Origin of the sequence: Bradyrhizobium sp. AUGA SZCCT0158, from assembly GCF_018130065.1 — a bacterium.
Taxonomy (GTDB): Bacteria; Pseudomonadota; Alphaproteobacteria; order Rhizobiales; family Xanthobacteraceae; genus Bradyrhizobium.
In genome coordinates this window covers 39,286-61,337 of record NZ_JAFCME010000031.1, presented here as the reverse complement: position 1 = coordinate 61,337, position 22,052 = coordinate 39,286, and the positions used below count along the sequence as shown (strand labels likewise).

Sequence of the window (22,052 nt, the reverse complement as noted above, 5' to 3'; positions counted from 1 at the left end):
CTTCGTGGCCGCACGGGCGGTGGGTATCGCTTCGCTCCACCCACCCTACAAATATCTACCTCCGCCCGAACAGCTTCTCGATATCCGACAGCTTCAATTCGACATAGGTCGGGCGGCCGTGGTTGCACTGGCCGGAGTTCGGCGTGTCTTCCATCTCGCGCAGCAGCGCGTTCATCTCTTCCGGCTTGAGGCGGCGGCCGGCGCGGACCGAGCCGTGACAGGCCATGGTGGCGGCGACATGCATCAGCCGGCGTTCCAAAGGCAGCGCCTCATCCCATTCCGCCATGTGCTCGGCGAGATCACGGAGCAGCCCCGCGGCATTAGCCTTGCCGAGCAGCGACGGCGTTTCGCGCACCGCAACCGCGCCGGGGCCGAAGGAATCGATCGCCAGTCCGAACGTTGCCAGCTCCAGAGAACGATCGAGCAGCTTCTCGACCGTCGCTTCGTCGAGTTCGACGATCTCGGGGATCAGCAATATCTGCCGCTGCACGCCATTGCGCGCCAGCGAGGCCTTGAGCTTCTCATAGACGATGCGCTCATGGGCGGCGTGCTGGTCCACGACGATCAGTCCATCGCGGGTCTGCGACACGATATAGGTCTCGTGGATCTGCGTTCGTGCCGCGCCGAGCGGGCGATCGAGCATGTCGGCAGCGGGCTGCGCTTCAAAACGCACATCGGCCGTCGGCGTGCCGACATCGAATGCGGCCTGTCCGGCTTCCGCGAACGCCGGCGCCGCCGAACCGGTGAAGGAGGGCGTCGGCCCCGTCGGATAGGAGGGCGAACTCCGCCAGTCCCAATTGGTCGGGCGCGGGGCGAAGGATGGGCGGAACGAGGCGAGCGCAGCCCCATCGGTATTAGCCGCGGTGCGCCGGCCTTCGCGGGCGAGGCCGTCCTTCAGCGCATGCACGATCAGCGCGCGGACCAGGCCGGCGTTGCGGAACCGGACCTCGGTCTTGGCGGGATGCACGTTGGCATCGACTTCCTGCGGCTCCAGCGTCACGAACAGCGCCACGACCGGATGGCGGTCGCGCGGCAGATAATCGGAATAGGCCGCGCGCACCGCGCCGAGGATCAGCTTGTCGCGCACCGGGCGGCCGTTGACGAACAGATATTGCCCGAGCGCATTGGCGCGCGTCAGCGAGGGGGCGGCGGCAAAGCCTTCGACCACCACGCCCTCGCGCTCGCTGCGCACTTCGATCGCGCTGGAACGGAAATCCGCGCCGAGGATATCGCCGAGCCGCGTCAGCCGGCCGGCAGCGCCGGGCAGTGCTGCGGCCCAGGTCATCGGTGCGCGCTCCTCGCCGGCCAGCGTGAAGGCGATGTCGGGGCGCGCCATTGCCAGCCTTCGCACCACTTCGCGGATCGCTTCGGCTTCGGTGCGGTCGGTCTTGAGAAACTTCAACCGCGCTGGTGTCGCATAAAAGAGATCGCTGACCTCGACGCGGGTGCCCTGGCTCAGCGCCGCCGGCATGATCGGCGACTTCGCGCCGCCTTCGACCGACAGCGACCAGGCGTGCGGCTCGCCTGCATGCCGCGTGGTGATGCCTAATCTGGCCACCGCGCCGATCGAGGGCAGCGCCTCGCCGCGGAATCCCAGCGTGCGAATCCGCAAAAGATCCTCGTCGTCGAGCTTGGAGGTGGCGTGGCGATCGACCGCCAGCGCCAGGTCGGCATGGGTCATGCCGCTGCCGTCGTCGGTGATGCCGATCCGCCGCCGGCCGCCGCCGTCGGTGAAGATATCGACCCTGGAGGCGCCGGCGTCGATGGCGTTCTCGACCAGTTCCTTGACCACGCTGGCAGGCCGTTCCACCACCTCGCCGGCGGCGATGCGGTTGACGACCTGTTCTGGGAGCTGGCGGACGGGCATGTCGTATGGGTAGCCGATTCAGGGGCGAGGCGGGACCCCATCGGCGCGGATGTTCCCGGAATTCTTGAGCGAAATATAGTTCGGGGCTCGCGAACCGAAAGCCCGGCGGCGCGGCTCTATGACACGAGAACGCATGAGTTCTCTCGTGAAATCAAAGGAGCTAGAATGTTCTATCGTAAGAATCTGCCGGGCTGGGAGCGGGCGATGCGGACCGTCGGGGGCATCATGATGATCGCGTATGGGCTGATGGCGATGTCAGGCACGACATCAGGCTATTTGATCGCCGGCGCCGGAGCCGTCGCGATCGCGACCGGATTCTTCGGATTCTGCCCGATGTGCGCCATGGTCGGCCGCCGGCTGCCCTCGCCATGAATGCGCTTGTCCGAACCAGCCGCTGCGATCCCGGGCAGATCGAGGCGGCGCGGGGCGGGGACGCCGATGCGCTGGTGTCGCTGATATCAGCGGCCCAGCCTGACGTCCGTCGCTACGCGGCGCGCAATTGCCGCGCAGCCGACATCGACGATGCGGTTCAGGAAACGCTGCTGCTGCTCTACCGGCGCGTCGGAACGCTGCGGGCGGTGACGTCGTTTTCGGCGTGGCTGTTCGCGGTCGCGCGGCGCGCTTGTCTGCGACTCTTGCGCCGGTCGATCGGAATGGCCGACGCGTCGGCGGCTGACACCGAGGCGCGTCTGGCGCATTGGCGTCCTGAAGACCTTCGCATCGATCTTTCGCGTGCCATCCAGTCGCTGCCCGAGCATTATCGCGAAGTGATCCTGCTGCGCGACATCGAGGAATTGTCGATCGACGAGATCGCCGGCGCGCTCGGCTTGTCTCGCGAAAGCGTCAAGGCCCGCATTCACCGCGCGCGGATCATGATCCGGGAATATTTGATTCGCGACTGACGGTTCCACGTGCCGCATATTGGGTCGACCCGTGGCCAAGTTTTCGCGAAATTGCCCCGAAATCCCTAAACGAAGACCACATGGCGCGGATTGTCTGGTGCGTGCGCCGTTCGCCACAAATTGCTCTGTGCGATGAGCAGGTCCGGACGGATGGCGCATGGAACAACCGAACCGCTCATCGCGAATCAAACCCAGGAGAACTGAATGAAGTTAGTGAAAACCTCGGCGATCGCGCTTGCCATCTCGGCCATGGTGGCCGGTCCCGTGCTGGCGCAGGGTGCCTCGTCCGATAGCAAGATCCGCGGCAGCGTGCAGGGCAAGAGCCAGATGCAGGGCGGGGCAGCGGCCACCGACGACGAGGAACTCAGCGCGCAGCCGGGTGCCGCCGGACAAAAGGCCGCGAAGACCGGTGCGAAGGGCACGGTCGGCGCCGGCAGTGGCGCGGCCAAGGGCACTGGCGGTGCTGCCGGCGACACCGCGACCGGCGGCAAGCGCTACTAGTACCGCGCGCCCTTCAGCAGGTTCCAGTCACAACTCGGAAACTCCGGTCGCATGTCGGCCGGAGTTTTTTTCTGACTCAATTAAGCGGAAGCTCTGGCGCAGCAGACCAATGCTCGCCGCCATATCGGTCAGTCGTCGAAGCGCACCGCGCCGCGCTTCGACTTGACGTCGCTGCGGCTCTTCTTGCCTTCCAGCCGCCGTTGCTTCGAGCCGAAAGTCGGCTTGGTGGCGCGCCGCGGCACCGGCCTCACCATGGCTTCGCGCAGCAGTTCGAGCAGGCGGTCGATGGCGTCGGCGCGGTTGCGCTCCTGGGTGCGGAAGCGCTGGGCGTGGATCACGATCACGCCTTCCTTGGTCATGCGCTGGCCGGCGAGCCGGTTGAGCCGCAGAGCGGCGTCTTCCGGCAGCGATATCTTGCGCGTGTCGAAACGCAATTGCGCGGCGGTCGAGAGCTTGTTGACGTTCTGCCCGCCCGGACCGGAGGCGCGGACAAAGCCGATCTCGATGTCGTTCTCTTCAATTGAAAGGTCGCGGGAGACCCGCAGCATGGCGTTCACCGGGCGTGGAAAGAATCGGTGCGCGCAAGATAGCGTTTTTGGACAGAAGTTGCTCTGTCAGTTCGCCTTCGGCGGCGGCGCGGCAACAGCCGGCTGGGCGGCGGCTTGCGGGGCGCGGCCGACGATGACGGTGAGCAGACCGTTGGCCCACAGCAGCTGGGCGGCCTTTTTGGCATCATCGAGCGTCACGGCATCGACGAGGGCGTTGCGCCGTTCGATGTAATCGATCGGAAGCCTGTCGAGCTGGTATTGCAGCAGTGCCGCGGCGAGCTTCGAGGAGGTGTCGAGCGCCAGCATCTGCGAGCCCTTCAGATAGGACTTGGCCTCATCCAGTTCCTTCTGGGTCGGGCCGTCCTCGGCGATACGGCGGATCTCCTTTTCAATGGCATCGACGGTTTCACCGGCGCGGTCGGCGCGGGTGCCGGTATTGCCTACGAACAAGGCAGAGCGTTCCATCCAGAGCAGGGATTCAGAAATCGAATAAGCCAGCCCGCGTTTCTCGCGGACTTCCCTGTAGAGCCGCGACGATGATCCGCTACCGAGGATATGGTTCACGACATAGCCGGCCATGAAATTCGGATCATGGCGGCGGATGCCGGGGCCGCCGAACATGACCACGGTCTGCGGCACGTCGAGCGGAACGAAGGCGCGCTGCGGCGGCTGGGCGGCCTGGATTTCGGCGACCGGCGTCAGGCTGGCTTTGGCCGGCAATCCGCCGAACGTCTTGTCGAGGAGTTTGCCGAGCGTGTCGGCGTCGACATCGCCCACCACGGATATCCGCAATGTGTCTTTGGCGATGATGCGGCCGGCATAGGCCTTCATGTCCGACACGTCGATCTTGGGCACGCCGTCCAGCGTGCCGTTGGACGGACGGCCATAGGGATGATTGCCGAACGCGACTTCCAGGAATTTGCGGCTCGCCAGCGAGGAGGGGTTGGTGGTCTCACGCCGCAGACCGGAGATCACCTGCGCGCGGATGCGCTCGACGTCGGCGGCGTCGAAACGTGCCGAGGTCAATGCCAGCTGCAGCAGGTTGAAGGCTTCGTCCTTGTTGTCCTTGAGCATGCGCAAGCTGCCGCGGAAGTAATCCCGCGTCGACGAGAAGCTCAGTTCGATGGCGCGGCGGTCAAGCCGCTCGTGAAAGGTCTTGGAGTCGAGATCGGCGGCACCTTCGTCGAGCAGACCGGCGACCAGATTGCCGGTGCCGGGCTTGTCGGCCGGGTCCTGGCTCGAGCCGCCGCGGAAGGCATATTCCATCGCGATCAGGGGCACGGTGGCGTCCTGCACGAACCAGGCTTCAATGCCGCCGGGTGACACCAGGTGCTGGATTTTTGCGGCGGCGTGCGATGGTGCCGAACTCAGCAACAGCAGTGCCGCGAGGGCGACAATGGTTGATGTGAAGCGCTGCGCGCCAATCGAAAAATGGATCACGAGCGCTTCTCGTCGCGTTTCGGTGCGGGGTCCTTGATCAGATAGCCCGTCACCGAACGCTTCTTGTCGAGCCATTTATGAGCGGCGTCACGGACCTGTTCGGCGGTGACGGCGCGGATGCGATCAGGCCAGCTGCGGATGTCCTCGATGCTCAGGCCCGTGGTGAGCGCGCCGCCATACCAGCGCGCCAGCGTCGCCTGGTTGTCCTGCGCGTAGATCGCCTCCGCGATCAGCTGGGTCTTGACCCGTTCGATATCCTCGGCGCGGGCGGGATTTTGGATGACGTCCGTTATCACGTCGTCGATCGCTTGCTCGATTGCCGAGAACTCCACGCCGGGTTTCGGCGAGACCGAGATCGAGAATTGCGACGGATCGAGCGAGGTGCCCTGATAGCCGGCACCGGCGTTGATCGCGAGCGGGCGGTCGATCACCAGCGCGCGGTAGAGATAGGAGTTGGAGCCGCCGCCCATCAGTTGCGCAAGCACGTCGAGCGCCGGGCTTTCGCCGGCAGCCGCGGTTGTGGAGGAGGGAACGAGGTAATAGCGCCGCAGGCCGGACTGTTCGACGCGCGGATCGGACAGCGTCACGGTGCGCGGAGCTGCAGGCACCGGCTCTTGCGGACGAATCCGCTGCGCGGGAATCGCCGGCTGCGCGGGGATCGCGCCATAGGCGCGCTCCACCATTGGGCGAATCTCCTTGGCATCGACATCGCCGGCAATCACCAGGGTGGCGTTGTTCGGCGCGTAGAAGCGCTTGTAGAACGCCAGCGCGTCCTCGCGGTCGAGCTTCTCGATCTCCTGTCGCCAGCCGATCACGGGGCGGCCATAGGGATGGTTGAGATACAGCGCGGCCATCATCTGTTCGTTCAGCCGCGCGTCCGGGTTGTTGGCGACCCGCATGTTGTATTCCTCCAGCACGACGTCGCGCTCGGGCAGAACATTTTCGTCCTTCAGAATGAGGCCGGTCATGCGGTCGGCCTCGAATTCCATCATCCGCCCCAGCTGGTCTCGCGGCACGCGCTGGAAATAGCCGGTATAGTCGACCGAGGTGAAGGCGTTTTCGTTGCCGCCGATCCGGCGCACGGTTTCGGAGAATTCACCGGCGGGATGCTTGGCGGTGCCCTTGAACATCAAATGCTCGAGGAAATGCGCCAGTCCCGATTTTCCCGGCGTCTCGTCGGCGGAGCCGACCTTGTACCAGATCATCTGCGTCACGACGGGGGTGCGGTGATCGGGGATCACCACCACCTGTAGGCCGTTGCCGAGCGTGAAGCTGGCGGGCCGCTCCGATGTCACCGTGGTCTGGGCCGGCGCGCCGCTGCTGGAAAAAGCGATTGTCGAAATAAAAGCGGCAACGAGCGAAACGGCAAAGCGATGTGGGGACATCATGACCTATCTGGAAGCCCGAACCCAAGCGTTCGGGACAAAGCCGCGGCATCGTATACCGCGCGTATCACGCCTGATGTCACGATGCAGAGAGCAAAACGCCTGGCGGTTCCAACAGCGGTCCTCGCAGGCGACGGCGCGGAGCCGAAATTGGCGTCAGCGTTCCTTGCCCGTCATGACGTCGTAGTTCTTGTTCAGCGATTCCTTGGGCCCGGTGCCGTAGGCAAAGTTCGGCGAGGGCGTCTGGTACCCAGCCGGAGGCTCGACCAGCGACTGTCGCGGCGGTTCGCCCTTGAACTCCGCCGACTCGGCCTTGTTGCCCTTGAACATGCCGAACAAACCGCCTTCATAGCCGAGCTGCGATGGGCTCAGTTGCGGGGCGTTGTTGGTGACGCCCGGCTGGACCGGATCGTTATTGGTGCGGGCGGGCGCGGCGGTTCTGCCGACGTTGAGTTCTGCCGGCGACAGGGCTCGAGCCGACTGGGAGTTGTCCTTGTTCTCTTTCTTGCGGGCCGCGATCGCAGCCTTGCGGCGTGCCTCGTCGGGATCCTTTGGCCAGTTCGGCGCATTTGCTGCGGCCGAAGAGGCCGGCTGCGGCAGATCGAGTTTCGGGGGCACCACCAGCGGGGAACGCTCGCGGTATTCGATGCCCTTGCTTTCCATGTTCTTGCCGCCGAGGCCGCTCATGATGTTGCCGATGATCTTTTCCTCGAAGGTCCTGTCGTCTTCGTCATCGTCATCGGCCGCGCGCACGGGACCGGCGGCCATCACGAGGCCGACGCCCAGGGCAATGGCGGCGAACCGCATCGCCCGCGTCAGCGAGGTTGTCTGCACCATCCAGAAGCTGGCTTCGGTCTCGCGCATCGCGCTCGTTCCCATTTCAAATTTCCGCACAACTTGCAAATTTCTACAAAACTTGCCGGCTGGCCTAGAGGCACAATCCCGAGTTTGCGAGGCAATATTACCGCCAAGGAGCCGCCAACGGCCCGTATCGACCGGGATCAGGGCGCTTTTGCGGCGGGTACCCCCAGGAAGGAATCATACAATAGGCCTGCTACCCCGGCAACAATGGCCACATCCGCAAGGTTAAACACGTACCAATTGAAGGTATTTCCCCCGATCTGGACGTGGAAAAGGGCAAAATCGACCACCGCGCCATAGGCGATCCGGTCGATGGCGTTACCAATAGCCCCGCCGATGATCAGGCCAAGCGCCACGGTGGCCAGCCAATTGCGCGAGTGGGCCATCCAGACCGCCAGAACGACCACGGCCACCGCCTTGATCGCGGTCAGGATAGCCTGGGCCAGAAAACCGTCGTTCTGGAACCAGCCGAAGCTGATCCCGACATTCCAGGCCAGCACCAGATCGAAAAACGGCGTCACCTTCACCGCGCCCCGCCGGCCGATATCGAACACGAACAGCAGCCAGAGTTTCGAAGCCTGGTCGAGCACCAGGGCTGCGACGGCGGCGATGATGCCGGGGCGGAGGTGAGGGCTCATGGCGACGTGCCCGACACAAACTCCGGTGTCGTCCCGGCGAAGGCCGGGACCCATACGCCGTGTCGGATTTTGTTGGAAAGACTTTGGGTCATCTTCCTTTGTCGATCTCAGACGCCGGTGGTTATGGGTCCCTGCGTTCGCAGGGACGACGATAGAATTTTAGACACTCACTCCGAGCGCTTTCCACTCCCGTAGCGCCTGCGCGTCGCGCGGCGAGACATCAGGGTATTCGGCGTCATCGCCCACGGTCGGCAGGATCCTCCACGACCGCGCGCATTTGATGCCCTGGGCCTTTTCGACCACGACCGCGACGCCGGGAACGTCGGCGAGGGTGAAGGCCGCGGCCGGCGCGTCGTCATTGGTCACCATCGCGTTCGAGGTGATGCACACTTCGGCCAGATCGACGTCGAACAGCGTGTTGAAGATCGCCTTGTCCGACACATAGACCAGGGGCGAAGCTTCCAGCGACGAGCCGATGTTCTTGGCGGCGCGTTCGAGTTCGAGCGCGCCGGTGACGACGCGCCTGACGTCGCGGATGGTTTCCCATTTCGCAGCCAGCGCACCGTCCTGGAATGAACCTAGATCGGTCGGGAACAGTGTCAGGTGCACCGACGGCGCGGCGCCCGGCCGGTACATCCGCCAGGCTTCGTCGGTGGTGAAGCTGAGCACCGGCGCCAGCCATTTCAGGATCGCGTCGCAGATGATGTCGATCGCGGTCAGCGCCGCCTTGCGCACCGGCGAGGACGGCGCATCGCAATACAGCACGTCTTTCCGGATGTCGAAATAGAACGCCGACAATTCGGTGTTCATGAACGCCGACAGGCTGGCGACAACCGTCTTGTAATCGAACTCGGCATAGGCCTGCCGCACGATCGCGGCTTGTCCCGCCAGTTGATGCAGCATCAGCCGCTCGAGTTCCGGCATCTCCTCATGCGCGACCGCGTCACTGGGCTTGAAGTGGTGCAGCGTGCCGAGCATCCAGCGGATCGAGTTGCGCAGCTTCTTGTAGGTCTCGATGGTATTTTTCAGGATTTCCGGCCCGATGCGCTGGTCGTCGGCATAGTCGGTCGAACTGACCCAGAGCCGCAGGATATCGGCGCCGGAATCCTTCATCACCTTCTGCGGCTCGACGGTGTTGCCGAGCGATTTCGACATCTTGCGGCCGTTCTCGTCCAGCGTGAAGCCGTGCGTCAGCACCACGTCGTAAGGCGCGCGGCCGCGGGTGCCGCAGCTTTCCAGCAGCGAGGAATGAAACCAGCCGCGATGCTGGTCTGAGCCTTCCAGATACATCACGGTATCCTCGCCGCCATCGACCTTGCGGACGATGTTGCCGAGCGTGGGAAAATTCTGGCGGTCTTCCAGCACGAAGGCATGCGTCGAGCCGGAATCGAACCAGACGTCGCAGATGTCGTCGACCTTCTTCCAGTCTTCGCTCGCACGGGACCCAAGAAAGCGTTCGCGGGCGCCTTCCATGTACCAGGCGTCGGCGCCTTCCTCCATGAAAGCCTCGGCGATGCGCTGGTTGACGATTTCATCCTGCAGGATTTCGGCGGAGCCGTCGCCCTTTTCGCGGACGAACACCGCGATCGGAACGCCCCAGGCGCGCTGGCGCGAGATCACCCAGTCGGGGCGGCCGGCGATCATGCCGTTGATGCGGTTTTGCCCGGCCGGCGGCACCCATTGCGTCACCGAGATCGCATGCAGCGCGCGGGCGCGCAGCGTGTCGCCGGGCTTGGCCTTGCCGTTGTCGGCGATGTCCTTGTCCATCGCGATGAACCATTGCGGCGTATTGCGGAAGATCACCGGCTTCTTCGAGCGCCAGGAATGCGGATACTGATGTTTGAGGCGGCCGCGCGCCAAGAGCTTGCCGCCTTCGACCAGAACCTTGATCACGGCCTCGTTGGCGTCGCCCTTTTCGCCCTTGTCGTTGATCACGCGCTTGCCGACAAAGCCCGGGGCGTGGTCGGTGAAGGCGCCGTTCTCGTCGACGGTATAGGGGATCGCGGTATTGATGCCGCGGCTGTCGAGTTCGCGCCCATTCGCCATCCAGGCGTCGAAGTCTTCGCGGCCGTGGCCGGGCGCGGTATGCACGAAGCCGGTGCCGGCATCGTCGGTGACGTGGTCGCCGGGCAGCAGCGGTACGGTGAACTCGTATCCGCCGCTGAAGCCTTTCAGCGGATGGGCGCATTCCACCGCGTCGAGCGTGTCGGCCGGCAGCTCGCGAACCTTCTTGTAGGCGGTGACGCGCGCCTGCTTGAACACGCTCTCGGCCAGCGCGTCGGCGAGGATCAGGAGGTCGCCGTTCTTGGCCCAATTGTCCGCCGGCGCATCGGTGACCTCAAACAGACCGTAGGCGATCTTGGGCGAGAAGCTGATGGCGCGGTTGCCGGGCAGCGTCCATGGCGTCGTGGTCCAGATCACGACGGATGCATTGGCCAGCGCCCCATGCGCCGGCGAGGTCACCGGAAATTTCACCCACACCGTATCCGAGGTGTAGTCCTCATATTCGACCTCGGCCTCGGCGAGCGCGGTCTTTTCCACCACGCTCCACATCACGGGCTTGGAGCCGCGATACAGCGTGCCGTTGGCGGCGAACTTCATCAGTTCGCGCGCGATCTGGGCTTCGGCGGGATAGCTCATGGTGGCGTAGGGATGGTCCCAGTCGCCGATGATGCCGAGCCGCTTGAATTCCTCGCGCTGCACGTTGAGCCAATGCGTGGCATAGGCGCGGCATTCCTTGCGGAACGCCACCATCGCCGTGGAGTCGCGGAAGTCGGGCTTCGGCTTGCCCTTGGAGCGGTAGTTCTCTTCCTCGATCTTCCATTCGATCGGCAGGCCGTGACAGTCCCAGCCCGGCACATAGTTGGAGTCGAAGCCGAGCATCTGCTGGCTCTTGGTCACGACGTCCTTGAGGATCTTGTTCAGCGCGTGCCCGATATGGATGTTGCCGTTGGCGTAGGGCGGGCCGTCATGCAGCACGAATTTCGGTCGCCCCTCGGCCGCCTCGCGCAGCTTCTCGTAGAGACCGATCTTGTTCCAGTGGTTGAGGATCTCAGGCTCGAGCTTGGGCAGGCCGGCGCGCATCGGGAATTCCGTCAGCGGCAGGAACAGGGTCTTGGAATAGTCTGGTCCTTCGGACTTTTCGGACTTTTGCGGTTTTTCGGACATGAATGCTCTGGTTTGGCTGAAAAGGCGCGAGATACGCTGGTCATTCGCGGGGTAAACGGGGAAATCCCGGTCTTGCGCCGAGCCAAAGCTCAGGCGGAAGCCGGGCCGCTAATGGGGATGGTGCGCCGCGCAAACATGGGCTTTCCATAGCAGCCGGAAGCGGAAATCGCAAAGGCCCGCCGGGCCCCGCATCTCAGGACGACCGTTTCGGCCTTGCCGGGTTTCCCGTGACGGTCACCTCAGCGCCGACGTCGCGCGTGACCACGCTGCCGGCGCCGATCACCGCACCGTCGCCGATGGTGACGCCCGGCAGGATGATGGCACCGCCGCCAATCCAGACGTCGCTGCCGATCCGGACCGGGCGCCCGAATTCGAGGCCTTCGCGCCGTGTCCTGGCGTCGCGGGGATGGTCGGCCGCGTAAATCTGCACCGCGGGTCCGATCTGGGTGCGGTCGCCGATCGAGACCTCGACGACATCGAGGATGACGCAGTTGAAGTTCATGAACACGCCGTCGCCGAGGCGGATGTTGTAGCCGTAGTCGCAAAAGAACGGCGGCCGGATCACGGCATCCTTGCCGACATGGCCCAGGCGTTCGCAGAGCAACGCGTGCCGTTCCGAGACCGGCTGCGCCAGCGCCGCATTGTAGCGCGCCAGCCAGGCCTTGTTGACCGCCTGTTCCGCGCCGAGTTCGGCGTCGGGGCGATACAGTTCGCCCGCAAGCATCTTTTGCTTTTCGCTTCTGCTCAATCGATCACTCCAAGCTTCGGAAACGCATCGGGCGCGGCTGCGAGCGCTGCCCGGGCCCGGGCGCTGTCGTCGTCCATCTGGCGGATCAACGCCTCGATGCCGTCGAATTTAAGTTCATCGCGGATGAAGGCGATGAAGGCGACGTCGAGCACCGAGCCATAGAGATCGCCTTTGAAGTCGAACAGGAACACTTCCAGCAGCGGCGCGCCATTGTCGAAGGTCGGACGGCGGCCATAGCTCGCCACGCCGTTGAGCCGCTCGGCTCCGCGGCCGACCCGCACCGCATAGATGCCGTGCTTGAGCGCGCAGTTCTTGTCGAGCCGGATGTTGGCGGTGGGATAGCCGAGGTCGCGGCCGCGCTTCTCGCCATGGATCACCTCGCCGGTCGCAAACCACGGTCCGCCCAGCATCGCGGTGGCGTCGTCGATCTGGCCCTCCGCCAGCGCCATGCGGATGGCGCTGGAGGACACCGGCCGCTCGGCGATGTCGACATGGGCCTGGACGTCGACCTCGATCCCGAGCCGCGGCGCCTCGCTGACCAGGAGGCTCGGCGAGCCGACCCGGCCTTTGCCGAAATGGAAGTCGTAGCCGACCGCGATGCCGCTGATGCCGAGCCGGCCGATCAGGTCATGGTGAATGAAATCTTGCGCCGACGTTCCGGCGCGGCCCTTGTCGAAGGTCATCACCACGGCGCCGGCGAGCCCGGTGGCGGCCAGGAGCCGCAGCTTGTTGGTCTCGTCCGTGAGACGGAATTGCGGGCTGTTCGGGCTGAAAAAGCTGCGCGGATGCGGCTCGAAGGTTACCGCAAAAGCGGGTTTGCCGTGGGCGTGCCCCATGTTCAGCGCAGCCGCAATCACGGCGCGGTGACCGAGATGGACGCCGTCGAAATTGCCCATGGCGACCACCGCCCCTTTGGGGATGTCGGCGGCGGGGGTGGTGTCTCGAATAACGGTAAAACCAGTTGTCATGTGACGGATTCTTGCAGGATTCTTGCGGATTCAAAAAGACCTTGGGTCGCGATGCGCGCGGCCGGACCGTGACGTGGGCGCGCGGGCGAAGTCAAGCCGGACGGCTTTGGTTCAAAACCGAGGCAATCCAGCCGCGCCCGATTAACGCGCTGTTTAACGCCTTGATGCTAGGGGTGGGGCGAGGACTGCGGGTCGCGCAGGCCTGCCGATATTTAGTGGCGTAAGCGTTAGTGGGGGAAGAGATGGCGGTTGATTTGTCGATGTCGGTTCTGGTGGTCGATGACTACAACACCATGATCCGGATCATCCGAAATCTTTTGAAGCAGCTTGGCTTTGAGAATATCGACGATGCCAGCGACGGTTCGGAAGCGCTGAACAAGATGCGCGGCAAGAAATACGGGCTCGTGATTTCCGACTGGAACATGGAGCCGATGACCGGCTACGACCTGCTCAAGGAAGTCCGTGCCGATCCCAATTTGGCCACCACGCCCTTCATCATGATCACGGCGGAATCCAAAACCGAGAACGTGATCGCGGCCAAGAAGGCCGGCGTGAACAATTACATCGTCAAGCCGTTCAACGCGGCGACGCTGAAGACCAAGATCGAGGCGGTCTTCCCGGACATGGCGACGGCGTAAAGTTGCTCTAGCTTCTTTCTTAACCTCGCCCCGCTTGCGGAGAGAGGTCGGCGCGTAGCGCCGGGTGAGGGGGTACCGCTCTCACCACATCTTCAGAATTCGCCGAGAGAGGCCCCTCATCCCAACCCTCTCCCCGCAAGAGCGGGGCGAGGGAGAAGAGGCGCGTGCCGCCACTACCACTTCAGTTCCCGCATCAACGCCTTTGGCGGATGGCCGAACAATTCCCTGACCGAGGCCGGGTCGAGCTGGTCGATGCCTTCGAATTCCTCGGAATGGATGCCGCGGGTCACGAACAGGCAGTCGATGCCGAAACCCAATGCACCGGTGAGGTCGGTGCGGACGGAATCGCCGATCGCCAGCACCCGGTCGAGCGGGGCGGCATGGCCGCGGTGCTCGGCGGCGAGCGCCATCGCGCGTTCATAGATCGGCCGGTGCGGCTTGCCGTAGAAGATCACCTCGCCGCCGAGTTCGCGATAGAGCTCGGCGATCGCGCCCGCGCAATAGACCAGCCGGTCGCCGCGTTCGACGACGATGTCAGGGTTGGCGCAGATCAGCGGCAGCTTGCGCTCGCGCGCCTGCAGCATCATCGCGCGATAATCTTCAGCCGATTCGGTTTCGTCGTCGAACGGTCCGGTGCAGACAATGTAATCAGCCTGTTCGAGCGGAGCCATCACCGGATCAAGGCCGCGGTAGATCGAATTGTCGCGCTCCGGACCGAGCCAGAAAACTTTCTGCCCCGGATGGTCGGCGACAAAGTGCCGGGTCAGATCGCCGGAAGAGACGATCGCGTCATAGGTCTCGTCGGCAACGCCGAGCTTGCGCAACTGCCGCTGCACCGAATCAGCGGGCCGCGGCGCGTTGGTGATGAGGATGACGGTGCCGCCGCGCTGGCGAAAGGTATGCAGCGCCGCGCAGGCCTCGGGAAATGCCTCGAGCCCGTTGTGCACCACGCCCCAGATATCGGACAGGATGACTTCCACGCCATCGACGAGGTCGCTCAGTTTTTCGACGAACCGGAGTGCGGTCATGACATCGGGCGCCGGTTAGCCCGGTCCGGCGGCGCGGCGGGCCAGCGCGGCATTGCCGGTCGCCCGCGTCGAAGGTTCGATCGCCGGGCTGGCGACGGGAGCGGGGGGGCTTGCAGGCGGGCTTGGGCCATTGGAACCATTGGTGCTGTTCGAAGTCGTCCCGCCGGTAGCAGATGCCCCCTCGGGCCGCAACGGCCGGGGCGGCGCGAACAGGAAGCCCTGGCCGAACCGCACGTCGAAATCCAAGAGATCGACCACCGCGCGCTCGCCCTCGATCTTTTCGGCAATCAGGTCGATGCCGAAGCGGCCGAGCAGATCCGACAGGTCAGAGGGGTGAATGTCCGACGTCGAGCTCTGCCTCGGATCGAGCAGCAGCGCCGCTGGAACCTTGATGAAGCGGACGCCGCGGTCGGCGAGTTCCCGCGGTTCGACCCGGAGGTCGCTGACATGGTCGATCGAGAAACGGTAGCCGCGCTGCGACAGCGCCGCGAGATGCTCGCTCTCGGTCGGGCCGAGGTTGCGGAACGTGGCCTGCTTGAACTCGAGCACGAAGGACGGCGCCAGCGCGCGATTGGCTTCGAGGAAGTCGAGGCATTGCGCGAAGGTGGTGGGATTGGCCAGCGTCGCCGCGGAGACGTTGCAGAACACGCCGACATCCTTGTTGCGCACCATCAGGCGGCGCAGCACCTGCACACAGCGCAGCATCACCATGTGGTCGATGCGCCCCATCAGGCCGCCGGCTTCGGCGGTGGCGATGAAATCGTCGGCGGCAAGAATCTGGTCGTTGTCGTCGCGCAGCCGCGTCACCGCCTCGTAGAAGCGCACCTTGCGCTGCGGCAGCGTCACCATCGGCTGCAGATAGATGTCGAGCCGGTTCTCCTCGATGGCGTTCTTCACCGCGGCGAGAAGCTGCGGCTGGCTGCGCGCGGCGGCTTCGGCCGGCGCGACGGGTGCCGGCCTGGCGATGACGGGCGGCGCTGCGGATTCGATGGACAATGGTGGTGAGATTTGCGGCCCGGCGACAGGCGCAGCCACGATCGGTGCCGGTGCCGGTGGCGCGGCAGCGGCGCCCGAGGCAATCAAATCCTCATGGCTGGCGACGGAGACCGCGAGCTGCTTGACCAGCACGCCGAGTTCATTGATCTCGCCGACCACGGCCTGGATGCGGTCGCTGCTGGCGGAATTCGCCGACACCACGCGGCCCTCGACGGCCGCGAGCCGGCGGCCGAATTCGGCGACCTGGCGGGCGAGGTCGGCGGTGCCGCGGGACAGGTCCGCGATCTGGCTGCCGACATCGGAGCGATCGCGCAGCCGCATCGAAACTGCGTTGTAGAGGATCAGGAAGGTCAGCGCCGTCAGCGCCACGATCGCGGATTCGGTTCCGCTGATACCGGCGACCGCATGCAGGACCAAGCCAAGCGAGGCTGCGACCAGCACCATGCAGATGGCGATAAAAATCGTCGAAATGCGAATCATGTCGCGCGCTACGCCTTCAGGTCCGAACTACCCCCGCCCGGGAAAACGCTGGTGTCGTCAGGCATCGTCCGGTTTGCGCTCCCCCAAGCGCAACGACCTTAGCATCAATGTTGATTCGCGGGTCTAGTGTTCTTTCAGGAGGCTGGAACCGCCGGTCCCAGCGTATCGGCCATGGTGGCGCCACGGTTGCCCATCGGCTTTGGGTGGCCGGCGGTGGTATCGACCGCGGTCTGGTGCTCGATTTCCGAATTCAGTTCCGCGCCGAACAGCACGATGATGGCCGACATCCACATCCACATCATCAGGCCGATGGCGGCGCCGAGCGAACCGTAGGTCGCATTGTAATTGCCGAAGTTCGACAGATACCAGGACAGCGCCGCGGAGCCGGCGATCCACAGCAGGGCGGCGAGCAGCGTGCCGACACTGAGCCATTTCCACTGCGCCGGGCGCCGGCTCGGTCCGAACCGGTAGAGAACGCCGAGCGCCGCCAGCAGCACCGCGAACAAGAACGGCCAACGCGCCAGGCTCACGATGAACAGGATGTCCGGAGGCAGGCCCAGATGATTGAGCGCCAAAGGAAACGCCACCACGGCCCCGACCATCAACAACAGCGCCGCGATCCCGCTGATCGTGAACGCCAGCGAAATCAGGTTCAACCTGATGAAGCTGCGCTTCTCCCGTTCTCCATCGACCGCGTTGAGGGCGTCGATCACGGCTTTGACCCCCGCGTTGGCACTCCAGATTGCAAGGGCGAGGCCGAACAGGAAGGCTCCGCCGAGCGCAGTGCTGCCCTTGTCGAGCACACGCGCAATCTGGTCCTGCACGATCTGGAACGAGCCTTCCGGCAGCATCAGCGCCAGCGTCTGCAGGTTGGCGCCGATGGTCGAGGGATCGGCGAACAGGCCATAGGAAGAAACCAGCGCCGTCACGGCTGGGAACACCGCGAGCAGGCCGAAGAAGACCACGCCTGCGGCCGTGGCGAGCAGGCGGTCGTCATTGGCCTGCTGATAGGTGCGCCACAGAATGTCTTTCCAGCCCGCCCAGGGAATGCTGAACGGGCTGCGCGCGCGCCGCCCGCGGCCGCGTTGGGAAAGTTCGGGGGTAAAGTCGTTGCCTTTGGTGACCGCCGGATCGGTCGCGGGATTGGCGTGTTCAGGCGCGGACGTCTGGAAATAGCGCTGCGCGGTCAGGATCACGAGGGTGGTGGCCGCAATCAGGATCAGATTGTCCGTATGGTCGGAGTGGGCGCGGGACATCAGATCCCCGCGTGTCGTGCCTGTTGCCGCCGCCGCACCGCCGCGTAGCCCAACAAGCTTGCCATCAGGATCAAGCCGATATTCGCGTTTCTATTGCCGTGCCCCGGCCGGCTTCGCCGCCTCCGATGTCCAACCGGCGCCGCAGGGGCTTGCAGGATCGCCGCGGCGGTATCCCGGACGGCCTCGATCTGATCGGGCTTCACGGGGCTGGCCTTGATCGCCACCCGCAAGCGGCTGGCGAGCGACGGGAACTGCGGCGGAGGGCGCTTGAGCTTGATGACGGCTACCGCGGCGCAGATGCCGGCGATGACCGCGAGCAGGCCGCCGATGGCGCCGAACGCCCAAAACTGTCCGTAGTTGATTTCAACCCAGCGAAACAGCGCTGCTGCGCCGACGAGGAGCGCCGCGATCAGAAAAATACCGGCGGCCGCGAAGAGACCGGCGGCGATCGCGTAGGAGGTGACGGTGCCGGTGGCCTGGTCGGTCCGGTCGCGCAGATAGGATTGCGTCGCGCGCTTGACCTGGTTGAGCTTCAGCGCAATGCCAGCGCGCAACAAGCCGCTCGAAGGCCCGGGCATGTCAGCTTTCCTCCGTCGGCAGAGGCATGATTGCCTCCGCCGGGAGTGAACGCGAGTTGGTTTCGAATGTTCCGACAGCGCGCGTGTCCCGGCCTTGAGCCGGGACCCGTGTTGCAGATCGGATGTGGAGAGATGGGTCCCGGCTCAAGGCCGGGACACGAGAGTAGGCCCCTTACGCCGTCGCGCGGATCACCTTGGCGACCTTGTCGATGACTTCGCCGATCTGGTCCTCGCTGATGATCAAGGGCGGGGTCAGCACCAAAGTATCGCCGGCGACCCGTATCATCAAATCGTTGTCGTGGAAGGCGCTGTTGAGCCCGTCAAAGCCGCGCTTGCCGGGCAGATCCGGACGCGGCGCGAGGTCGATGCCGGCAGTGAGGCCGACGGTGCGGATATCCACCACGCCGGGTTCCTTCCGCAGCGACATGACCGCTTCGGCGAACTTCGGTTCGAGCTTGCCCGCCCGCTCGAACAGTTTTTCGTCGCGGTAGATGTCGAGCGTGGCAAGCGCCGCGGCGCAAGCCAGCGGATGGGCCGAATAGGTATAGCCATGGGTCAGTTCCACGGCATGTTCCGGGCCGCTCATGAAGGCGTCGTGGATGGTGTCGCGCACCAGCACGCCACCCATCGGCGCCGCACCATTGGTGACGCCCTTGGCGAAGGTCAGCATGTCAGGCACCACGCCATAGCGTTCGGCGGAAAAGGCAAAGCCGAGCCGGCCAAAGCCGGTGATGACCTCGTCGAAGATCAGGAGGATGCCGTGCTTCTGGGTGATCTCGCGCAAGCGCTTGAGATAGCCCTTCGGCGCCGGCAGCACCCCGGTCGATCCCGCCATCGGCTCGACCATGACGGCGGCAATCGTGTTGGCGCCGTGCAGATTGACCAGCCGCTCCACATCGTCGGCGAAATGCGCGCCATATTCCGGCTCGCCCTTGCTGAAGGCCTGCTTCTCGCGGTCGTAGGTATGGGAAATATGATCGACACCGGTCAGCAAGGAGCCGTAGATCTTGCGGTTGCCGACAATGCCGCCGACGGACGTGCCGCCGAAGCCGACGCCGTGATAGCCGCGCTCGCGGCCGATCAGCCTGTTGCGGCCGCCCTGGCCGCCGATCTGGTGATAGGCCAGCGCAATCTTGAGTGCGGTGTCGGCCGCTTCCGAGCCGGAGTTGCAGAAGAACACATGGTCGAGGCCGGCAGGCGCAAGATCGGCGAGGCGGCTTGCGAGTTCGAAGGCCTGCGGGATGCCGAACTGGAACGGCGGCGCGTAATCGAGGTCGGCGGCCTGCTTGCCGATCGCCTCTGAAATCTGGCTGCGGCCGTGGCCGGCATTGCAGCACCACATGCCGGCGGCACCGTCGATGATCTTGCGGCCGTCGACGGTGAAGTAATGCATGTCCTTGGCGCCGGCGAGCAGCCGCGGGTTCTTCTTGAAGGCGCGGTTTGCGGTGAACGGCATCCAGTGCGCGGCGAGGTCGTTCGGAACGTTGACCTTGGTGGGGCTCTTGTCCAGCATGGCAGGCCTCTCTGGTATTGCGGAGTGGAATTACCGCCAAACTACCAGTTTCGCGCTGCGTCGGGAACGCCAATGGTGCGTGATATTTCCGCGCAATCCGGCGGTTCAAGCGCCAAAACGCGCTACAGATCGTCGGCCGTGATATAAAATACTTCGGCTTCCGAATCCTCGGTGTCGAGCCACATCAGCGGTAGTTGCGGATAGGCCGCTTCAAGCGCGGGCCGGCAGCGGCCGATCTCGCAGAGCAGCCCGCCATCCGGCGTCAGATGGTGTTTGGCCTCGTCGAGGATCCGCCTGACGATGTCGAGCCCGTCAGCGCCGCCGTCGAAGGCGAGTTTCGGTTCGGCGCGGCATTCGCGCGGCAGGGCGGCCATGCCTTGCGCATCGACATAGGGCGGGTTTGAAATGATGAGGTCGTAGCGCTTGTCGCCCAGCGGCTCGAACAGGTCGCCGCGGTGCAGCGTCAGGCGATCTTGCAGCCCGTAATCGGCAACATTGTGCGCGGCGACATCGAGCGCATCCTTGGAAATATCCACCGCGTCGATTTCGGCGTTGGGGAAACTCCGGCTCGCCAGGATGGCAAGGCAGCCCGAGCCGGTGCAGAGGTCGAGCACATTTTCCACCGCCGCCGAGTCCGGGATCAGCGAACCGCCGGTCACGTCGTCACCTTCGTTTTCCTGGCCAAAATGCGAGTCGAGCAGTTCGCCGATGAAAGAGCGTGGCACGATGGTGCGCTCGTCGACATAGAACGGCAGGCCGCGCATGTAGATCTTGTTGACGAGATAGGCGGTCGGTGTCCGCGTGGTGACGCGGCGCTCGATCAGGGCGAGGATCGCCTTGCCTTCGGCCGCCGTGACCCGGGCGGTGGCAAATGCCTCGAACTGGTCGGGGTGAAGGTGCAGCGATTCGCAGACCAGGAACGCGGCCTCGGCGACCGGATCGGTGGTGCCGTGCGCGAATACCAGGTCGGCTTCGATGAAGCGGCTTGCCGCAAAGCGAACGAAATCCAGGAGCGTCAGTAATTCGCCGGCGCGGACTTTTGGAAATCTCGGCTTGGTGTATTTCGGCAGACCGGGTTTGACGGGCGCCTTGCTCTGTTTGGCCATCAGGGTTTGGTCCAGCGCGCCGCGGCCTCGTCGTCATGGCCGCGCGCCTCGATCCAGCTGGTTCCTTTCGCGCTTTCCTCGCGCTTCCAGAACGGCGCATTGGCCTTCAGATAATCCATCAGGAACTCCGCCGCCTGAAACGCCGCCTGGCGGTGCGCCGACGCCGCCAGCACCAGCACGATGTTCTCGCCCGGCGCGATGCGCCCGACGCGATGCACCACGGTGAGGCCGGTCAACGGCCAGCGTGACATCGCTTCGTCGGTGTGCCGCTTGATTTCGGCCTCCGCCATGCCGGGATAGTGCTCGAGCGTCAGTGCCGCGATCGGTTCGCCATTCTCGCTGCCGCGGCAGATGCCGCTGAAGGTCACGACCGCGCCGACATCGTTGCGGCCCTTGGTCAGCGCCGCAATCTCCTGCGCGATGTCGAAATCGGCTTGCTGGATGCGGATGGTCGCGGTCATTGTAGAGATCAACCGCCGGTCATCGGCGGAAAGAACGCGATCTCGCGGGCGCCTGATATCATCGCATCGGGCTTGACATGGGTATGGTCGATCGCGGCGCGGATCACCTTCGGCTTCTCGAACGCGTAGGCATAGGTCTCGCCGCGCTGGGAGAGCCAGCCGATCAAATCGTCCACCGTACGCACGGCGGCCGGCGGCTCGACCATTTCTTCCGAAATGCCGATCCGTTCGCGCACCCAGGCGAAATATTTGACCTTCATCCCTCATCCTCCTTGATGAGGTGGTGGATGCCGGCGCGGAAATAGTCCCAGCCGGTGTAGATCGTGACAATCGCCGATGTCCACAGCAGGGCGATCCCGATCATGGTGGTCGGGGGGAAAATCTGTTCACCCGCTTCGCCGGCGATCAGAAAGCCGATCGCGACCAGCTGCACGGTGGTCTTCCATTTCGCGAGCTTGGTCACGGGGACGCTGACCCGGAGCGCCGCGAGATACTCCCGCAAGCCCGAGACCAGGATTTCGCGGCACAGGATCACGATGGCGGCCCACAGCGTCCAGCCATGGATGCTGTTGTCGGCGGCCAGCATCAACAGGCAGGACGCGACCAGCAATTTATCGGCGATCGGGTCGAGCATGCGGCCGAAGGCGGATTGCTGGTCCCACATCCGTGCATAATAGCCATCGAGAACGTCGGTCACGGCGGCGGCGATAAAGAGCGCCAGCGCCACCCAGCGCAGCCACAGCGGGCCGTCCATGATGGATTGGGCATAAACGCAGCCGACCACCACCGGGATGGCGGCGATGCGGGCATAGGTCAGGATATTCGGGAGGGACAGGCTCTTGGACTGGCCCTTTGTGGTCGCGATGTTCATCCGTCTTACCAATACCGCTCAGGCGTGAAGGTCAACCGTGCAGGCCCCAGATGATCTGTCGCAGGCGACGGCCAAATGAAACGTCCAGGTGAACGTCAT

Annotated in this window: 22 protein-coding genes; 4 read left to right on the top strand and 18 right to left on the bottom strand. The window is 64.5% G+C overall.

Features of this window, described 5'->3' with window-relative positions; genetic code table 11:
* Nucleotides 1–55 precede the first annotated feature (55 nt).
* On the bottom strand, nucleotides 56–1,867 hold the full coding sequence (gene mutL / locus JQ574_RS30225; RefSeq protein ID WP_212213040.1) for a DNA mismatch repair endonuclease MutL: 1,812 nt from the start codon (nucleotides 1,865–1,867) through the stop codon (nucleotides 56–58).
* A 165-nt stretch (nucleotides 1,868–2,032) separates the two neighbouring features.
* On the opposite strand from mutL, the gene JQ574_RS30220 reads away from it, so the two are divergent.
* From JQ574_RS30220 to JQ574_RS30210, 3 genes are all read left to right on the top strand, one after another.
* On the top strand, nucleotides 2,033–2,239 hold the full coding sequence (locus JQ574_RS30220) for a DUF2892 domain-containing protein (protein WP_212213038.1): 207 nt from the start codon (nucleotides 2,033–2,035) through the stop codon (nucleotides 2,237–2,239).
* On the top strand, nucleotides 2,236–2,769 hold the full coding sequence (locus tag JQ574_RS30215; protein ID WP_212213036.1) for an RNA polymerase sigma factor: 534 nt from the start codon (nucleotides 2,236–2,238) through the stop codon (nucleotides 2,767–2,769). Before JQ574_RS30220 ends, JQ574_RS30215 begins: the two co-directional genes overlap by 4 nt.
* A gap of 204 nt (nucleotides 2,770–2,973) precedes the next feature.
* On the top strand, nucleotides 2,974–3,270 hold the full coding sequence (locus JQ574_RS30210) for a hypothetical protein (protein WP_212213033.1): 297 nt from the start codon (nucleotides 2,974–2,976) through the stop codon (nucleotides 3,268–3,270).
* Nucleotides 3,271–3,398: 128 nt separating this feature from the next.
* On the opposite strand, the gene arfB is transcribed toward JQ574_RS30210, so the two are convergent.
* The 8 genes from arfB to JQ574_RS30170 form a co-directional block, all read right to left on the bottom strand.
* On the bottom strand, nucleotides 3,399–3,818 hold the full coding sequence (arfB, locus tag JQ574_RS30205; RefSeq protein ID WP_212213030.1) for an alternative ribosome rescue aminoacyl-tRNA hydrolase ArfB: 420 nt from the start codon (nucleotides 3,816–3,818) through the stop codon (nucleotides 3,399–3,401).
* Nucleotides 3,819–3,884: 66 nt separating this feature from the next.
* Nucleotides 3,885–5,258, bottom strand: a complete 1,374-nt coding sequence (locus JQ574_RS30200) for a pitrilysin family protein (RefSeq protein ID WP_312014906.1) — start codon at nucleotides 5,256–5,258, stop codon at nucleotides 3,885–3,887.
* Entirely contained in the window at nucleotides 5,255–6,646 is a 1,392-nt protein-coding gene (locus JQ574_RS30195) for a M16 family metallopeptidase (RefSeq protein WP_409411231.1), read from the bottom strand. Before JQ574_RS30195 ends, JQ574_RS30200 begins: the two co-directional genes overlap by 4 nt.
* Before the next feature lie 153 nt (nucleotides 6,647–6,799).
* Nucleotides 6,800–7,507 carry a hypothetical protein gene (locus tag JQ574_RS30190; protein ID WP_212213091.1) on the bottom strand — a complete coding sequence of 236 codons (708 nt, stop codon included), beginning with the start codon at nucleotides 7,505–7,507 and terminating at the stop codon, nucleotides 6,800–6,802.
* Between the two features lie 137 nt (nucleotides 7,508–7,644).
* The gene (gene lspA / locus JQ574_RS30185; protein WP_212213025.1) at nucleotides 7,645–8,142 is read right to left on the bottom strand and encodes a signal peptidase II; all 498 of its coding nucleotides are present in this window, start codon (nucleotides 8,140–8,142) and stop codon (nucleotides 7,645–7,647) included.
* A 159-nt stretch (nucleotides 8,143–8,301) separates the two neighbouring features.
* On the bottom strand, nucleotides 8,302–11,310 hold the full coding sequence (ileS, locus tag JQ574_RS30180; RefSeq protein ID WP_212213022.1) for an isoleucine--tRNA ligase: 3,009 nt from the start codon (nucleotides 11,308–11,310) through the stop codon (nucleotides 8,302–8,304).
* Nucleotides 11,311–11,503: 193 nt separating this feature from the next.
* A complete protein-coding gene (locus JQ574_RS30175; RefSeq protein ID WP_212213019.1) occupies nucleotides 11,504–12,058 on the bottom strand; it encodes a sugar O-acetyltransferase in 555 nt (184 codons plus the stop codon).
* Nucleotides 12,055–13,026, bottom strand: a complete 972-nt coding sequence (locus tag JQ574_RS30170) for a bifunctional riboflavin kinase/FAD synthetase (RefSeq protein WP_212384133.1) — start codon at nucleotides 13,024–13,026, stop codon at nucleotides 12,055–12,057. The genes JQ574_RS30175 and JQ574_RS30170 overlap by 4 nt, the downstream gene beginning before the upstream one ends.
* Nucleotides 13,027–13,268: 242 nt before the next feature.
* Between JQ574_RS30170 and JQ574_RS30165 the strand changes: the two genes are divergently transcribed.
* On the top strand, nucleotides 13,269–13,664 hold the full coding sequence (locus JQ574_RS30165) for a response regulator (RefSeq protein WP_192738834.1): 396 nt from the start codon (nucleotides 13,269–13,271) through the stop codon (nucleotides 13,662–13,664).
* A 173-nt stretch (nucleotides 13,665–13,837) separates the two neighbouring features.
* On the opposite strand, the gene JQ574_RS30160 is transcribed toward JQ574_RS30165, so the two are convergent.
* From JQ574_RS30160 to pgsA, 9 genes are all read right to left on the bottom strand, one after another.
* Nucleotides 13,838–14,692: a TIGR01459 family HAD-type hydrolase gene (locus JQ574_RS30160; protein ID WP_212213013.1), complete on the bottom strand. Its 855-nt coding sequence runs from the start codon at nucleotides 14,690–14,692 to the stop codon at nucleotides 13,838–13,840.
* Nucleotides 14,693–14,707: 15 nt separating this feature from the next.
* Nucleotides 14,708–16,168 (bottom strand): EAL domain-containing protein, encoded by a 1,461-nt coding sequence (locus JQ574_RS30155; protein WP_212213010.1) that lies wholly within the window; start codon nucleotides 16,166–16,168, stop codon nucleotides 14,708–14,710.
* Between the two features lie 134 nt (nucleotides 16,169–16,302).
* Nucleotides 16,303–17,424 (bottom strand): YihY/virulence factor BrkB family protein, encoded by a 1,122-nt coding sequence (locus JQ574_RS30150; RefSeq protein WP_212213007.1) that lies wholly within the window; start codon nucleotides 17,422–17,424, stop codon nucleotides 16,303–16,305.
* Nucleotides 17,424–17,981, bottom strand: coding sequence for a phage holin family protein (locus JQ574_RS30145; protein WP_312017863.1), 558 nt, complete (start codon nucleotides 17,979–17,981; stop codon nucleotides 17,424–17,426). The genes JQ574_RS30150 and JQ574_RS30145 overlap by 1 nt, the downstream gene beginning before the upstream one ends.
* A 193-nt stretch (nucleotides 17,982–18,174) precedes the next feature.
* Nucleotides 18,175–19,515 (bottom strand): aspartate aminotransferase family protein, encoded by a 1,341-nt coding sequence (locus tag JQ574_RS30140; protein ID WP_212213001.1) that lies wholly within the window; start codon nucleotides 19,513–19,515, stop codon nucleotides 18,175–18,177.
* Nucleotides 19,516–19,637: 122 nt separating this feature from the next.
* The gene (gene prmB / locus JQ574_RS30135; RefSeq protein ID WP_212212998.1) at nucleotides 19,638–20,621 is read right to left on the bottom strand and encodes a 50S ribosomal protein L3 N(5)-glutamine methyltransferase; all 984 of its coding nucleotides are present in this window, start codon (nucleotides 20,619–20,621) and stop codon (nucleotides 19,638–19,640) included.
* Complete coding sequence (locus tag JQ574_RS30130; protein WP_212212995.1) at nucleotides 20,621–21,082, bottom strand: molybdenum cofactor biosynthesis protein MoaE; 462 nt, start codon at nucleotides 21,080–21,082, stop codon at nucleotides 20,621–20,623. Before JQ574_RS30130 ends, prmB begins: the two co-directional genes overlap by 1 nt.
* 8 nt (nucleotides 21,083–21,090) lie before the next feature.
* Nucleotides 21,091–21,342 carry a molybdopterin converting factor subunit 1 gene (moaD, locus tag JQ574_RS30125; protein ID WP_211998529.1) on the bottom strand — a complete coding sequence of 84 codons (252 nt, stop codon included), beginning with the start codon at nucleotides 21,340–21,342 and terminating at the stop codon, nucleotides 21,091–21,093.
* Nucleotides 21,339–21,953 carry a CDP-diacylglycerol--glycerol-3-phosphate 3-phosphatidyltransferase gene (gene pgsA, locus JQ574_RS30120; protein ID WP_212212993.1) on the bottom strand — a complete coding sequence of 205 codons (615 nt, stop codon included), beginning with the start codon at nucleotides 21,951–21,953 and terminating at the stop codon, nucleotides 21,339–21,341. The genes moaD and pgsA overlap by 4 nt, the downstream gene beginning before the upstream one ends.
* Nucleotides 21,954–22,052 lie beyond the last annotated feature (99 nt).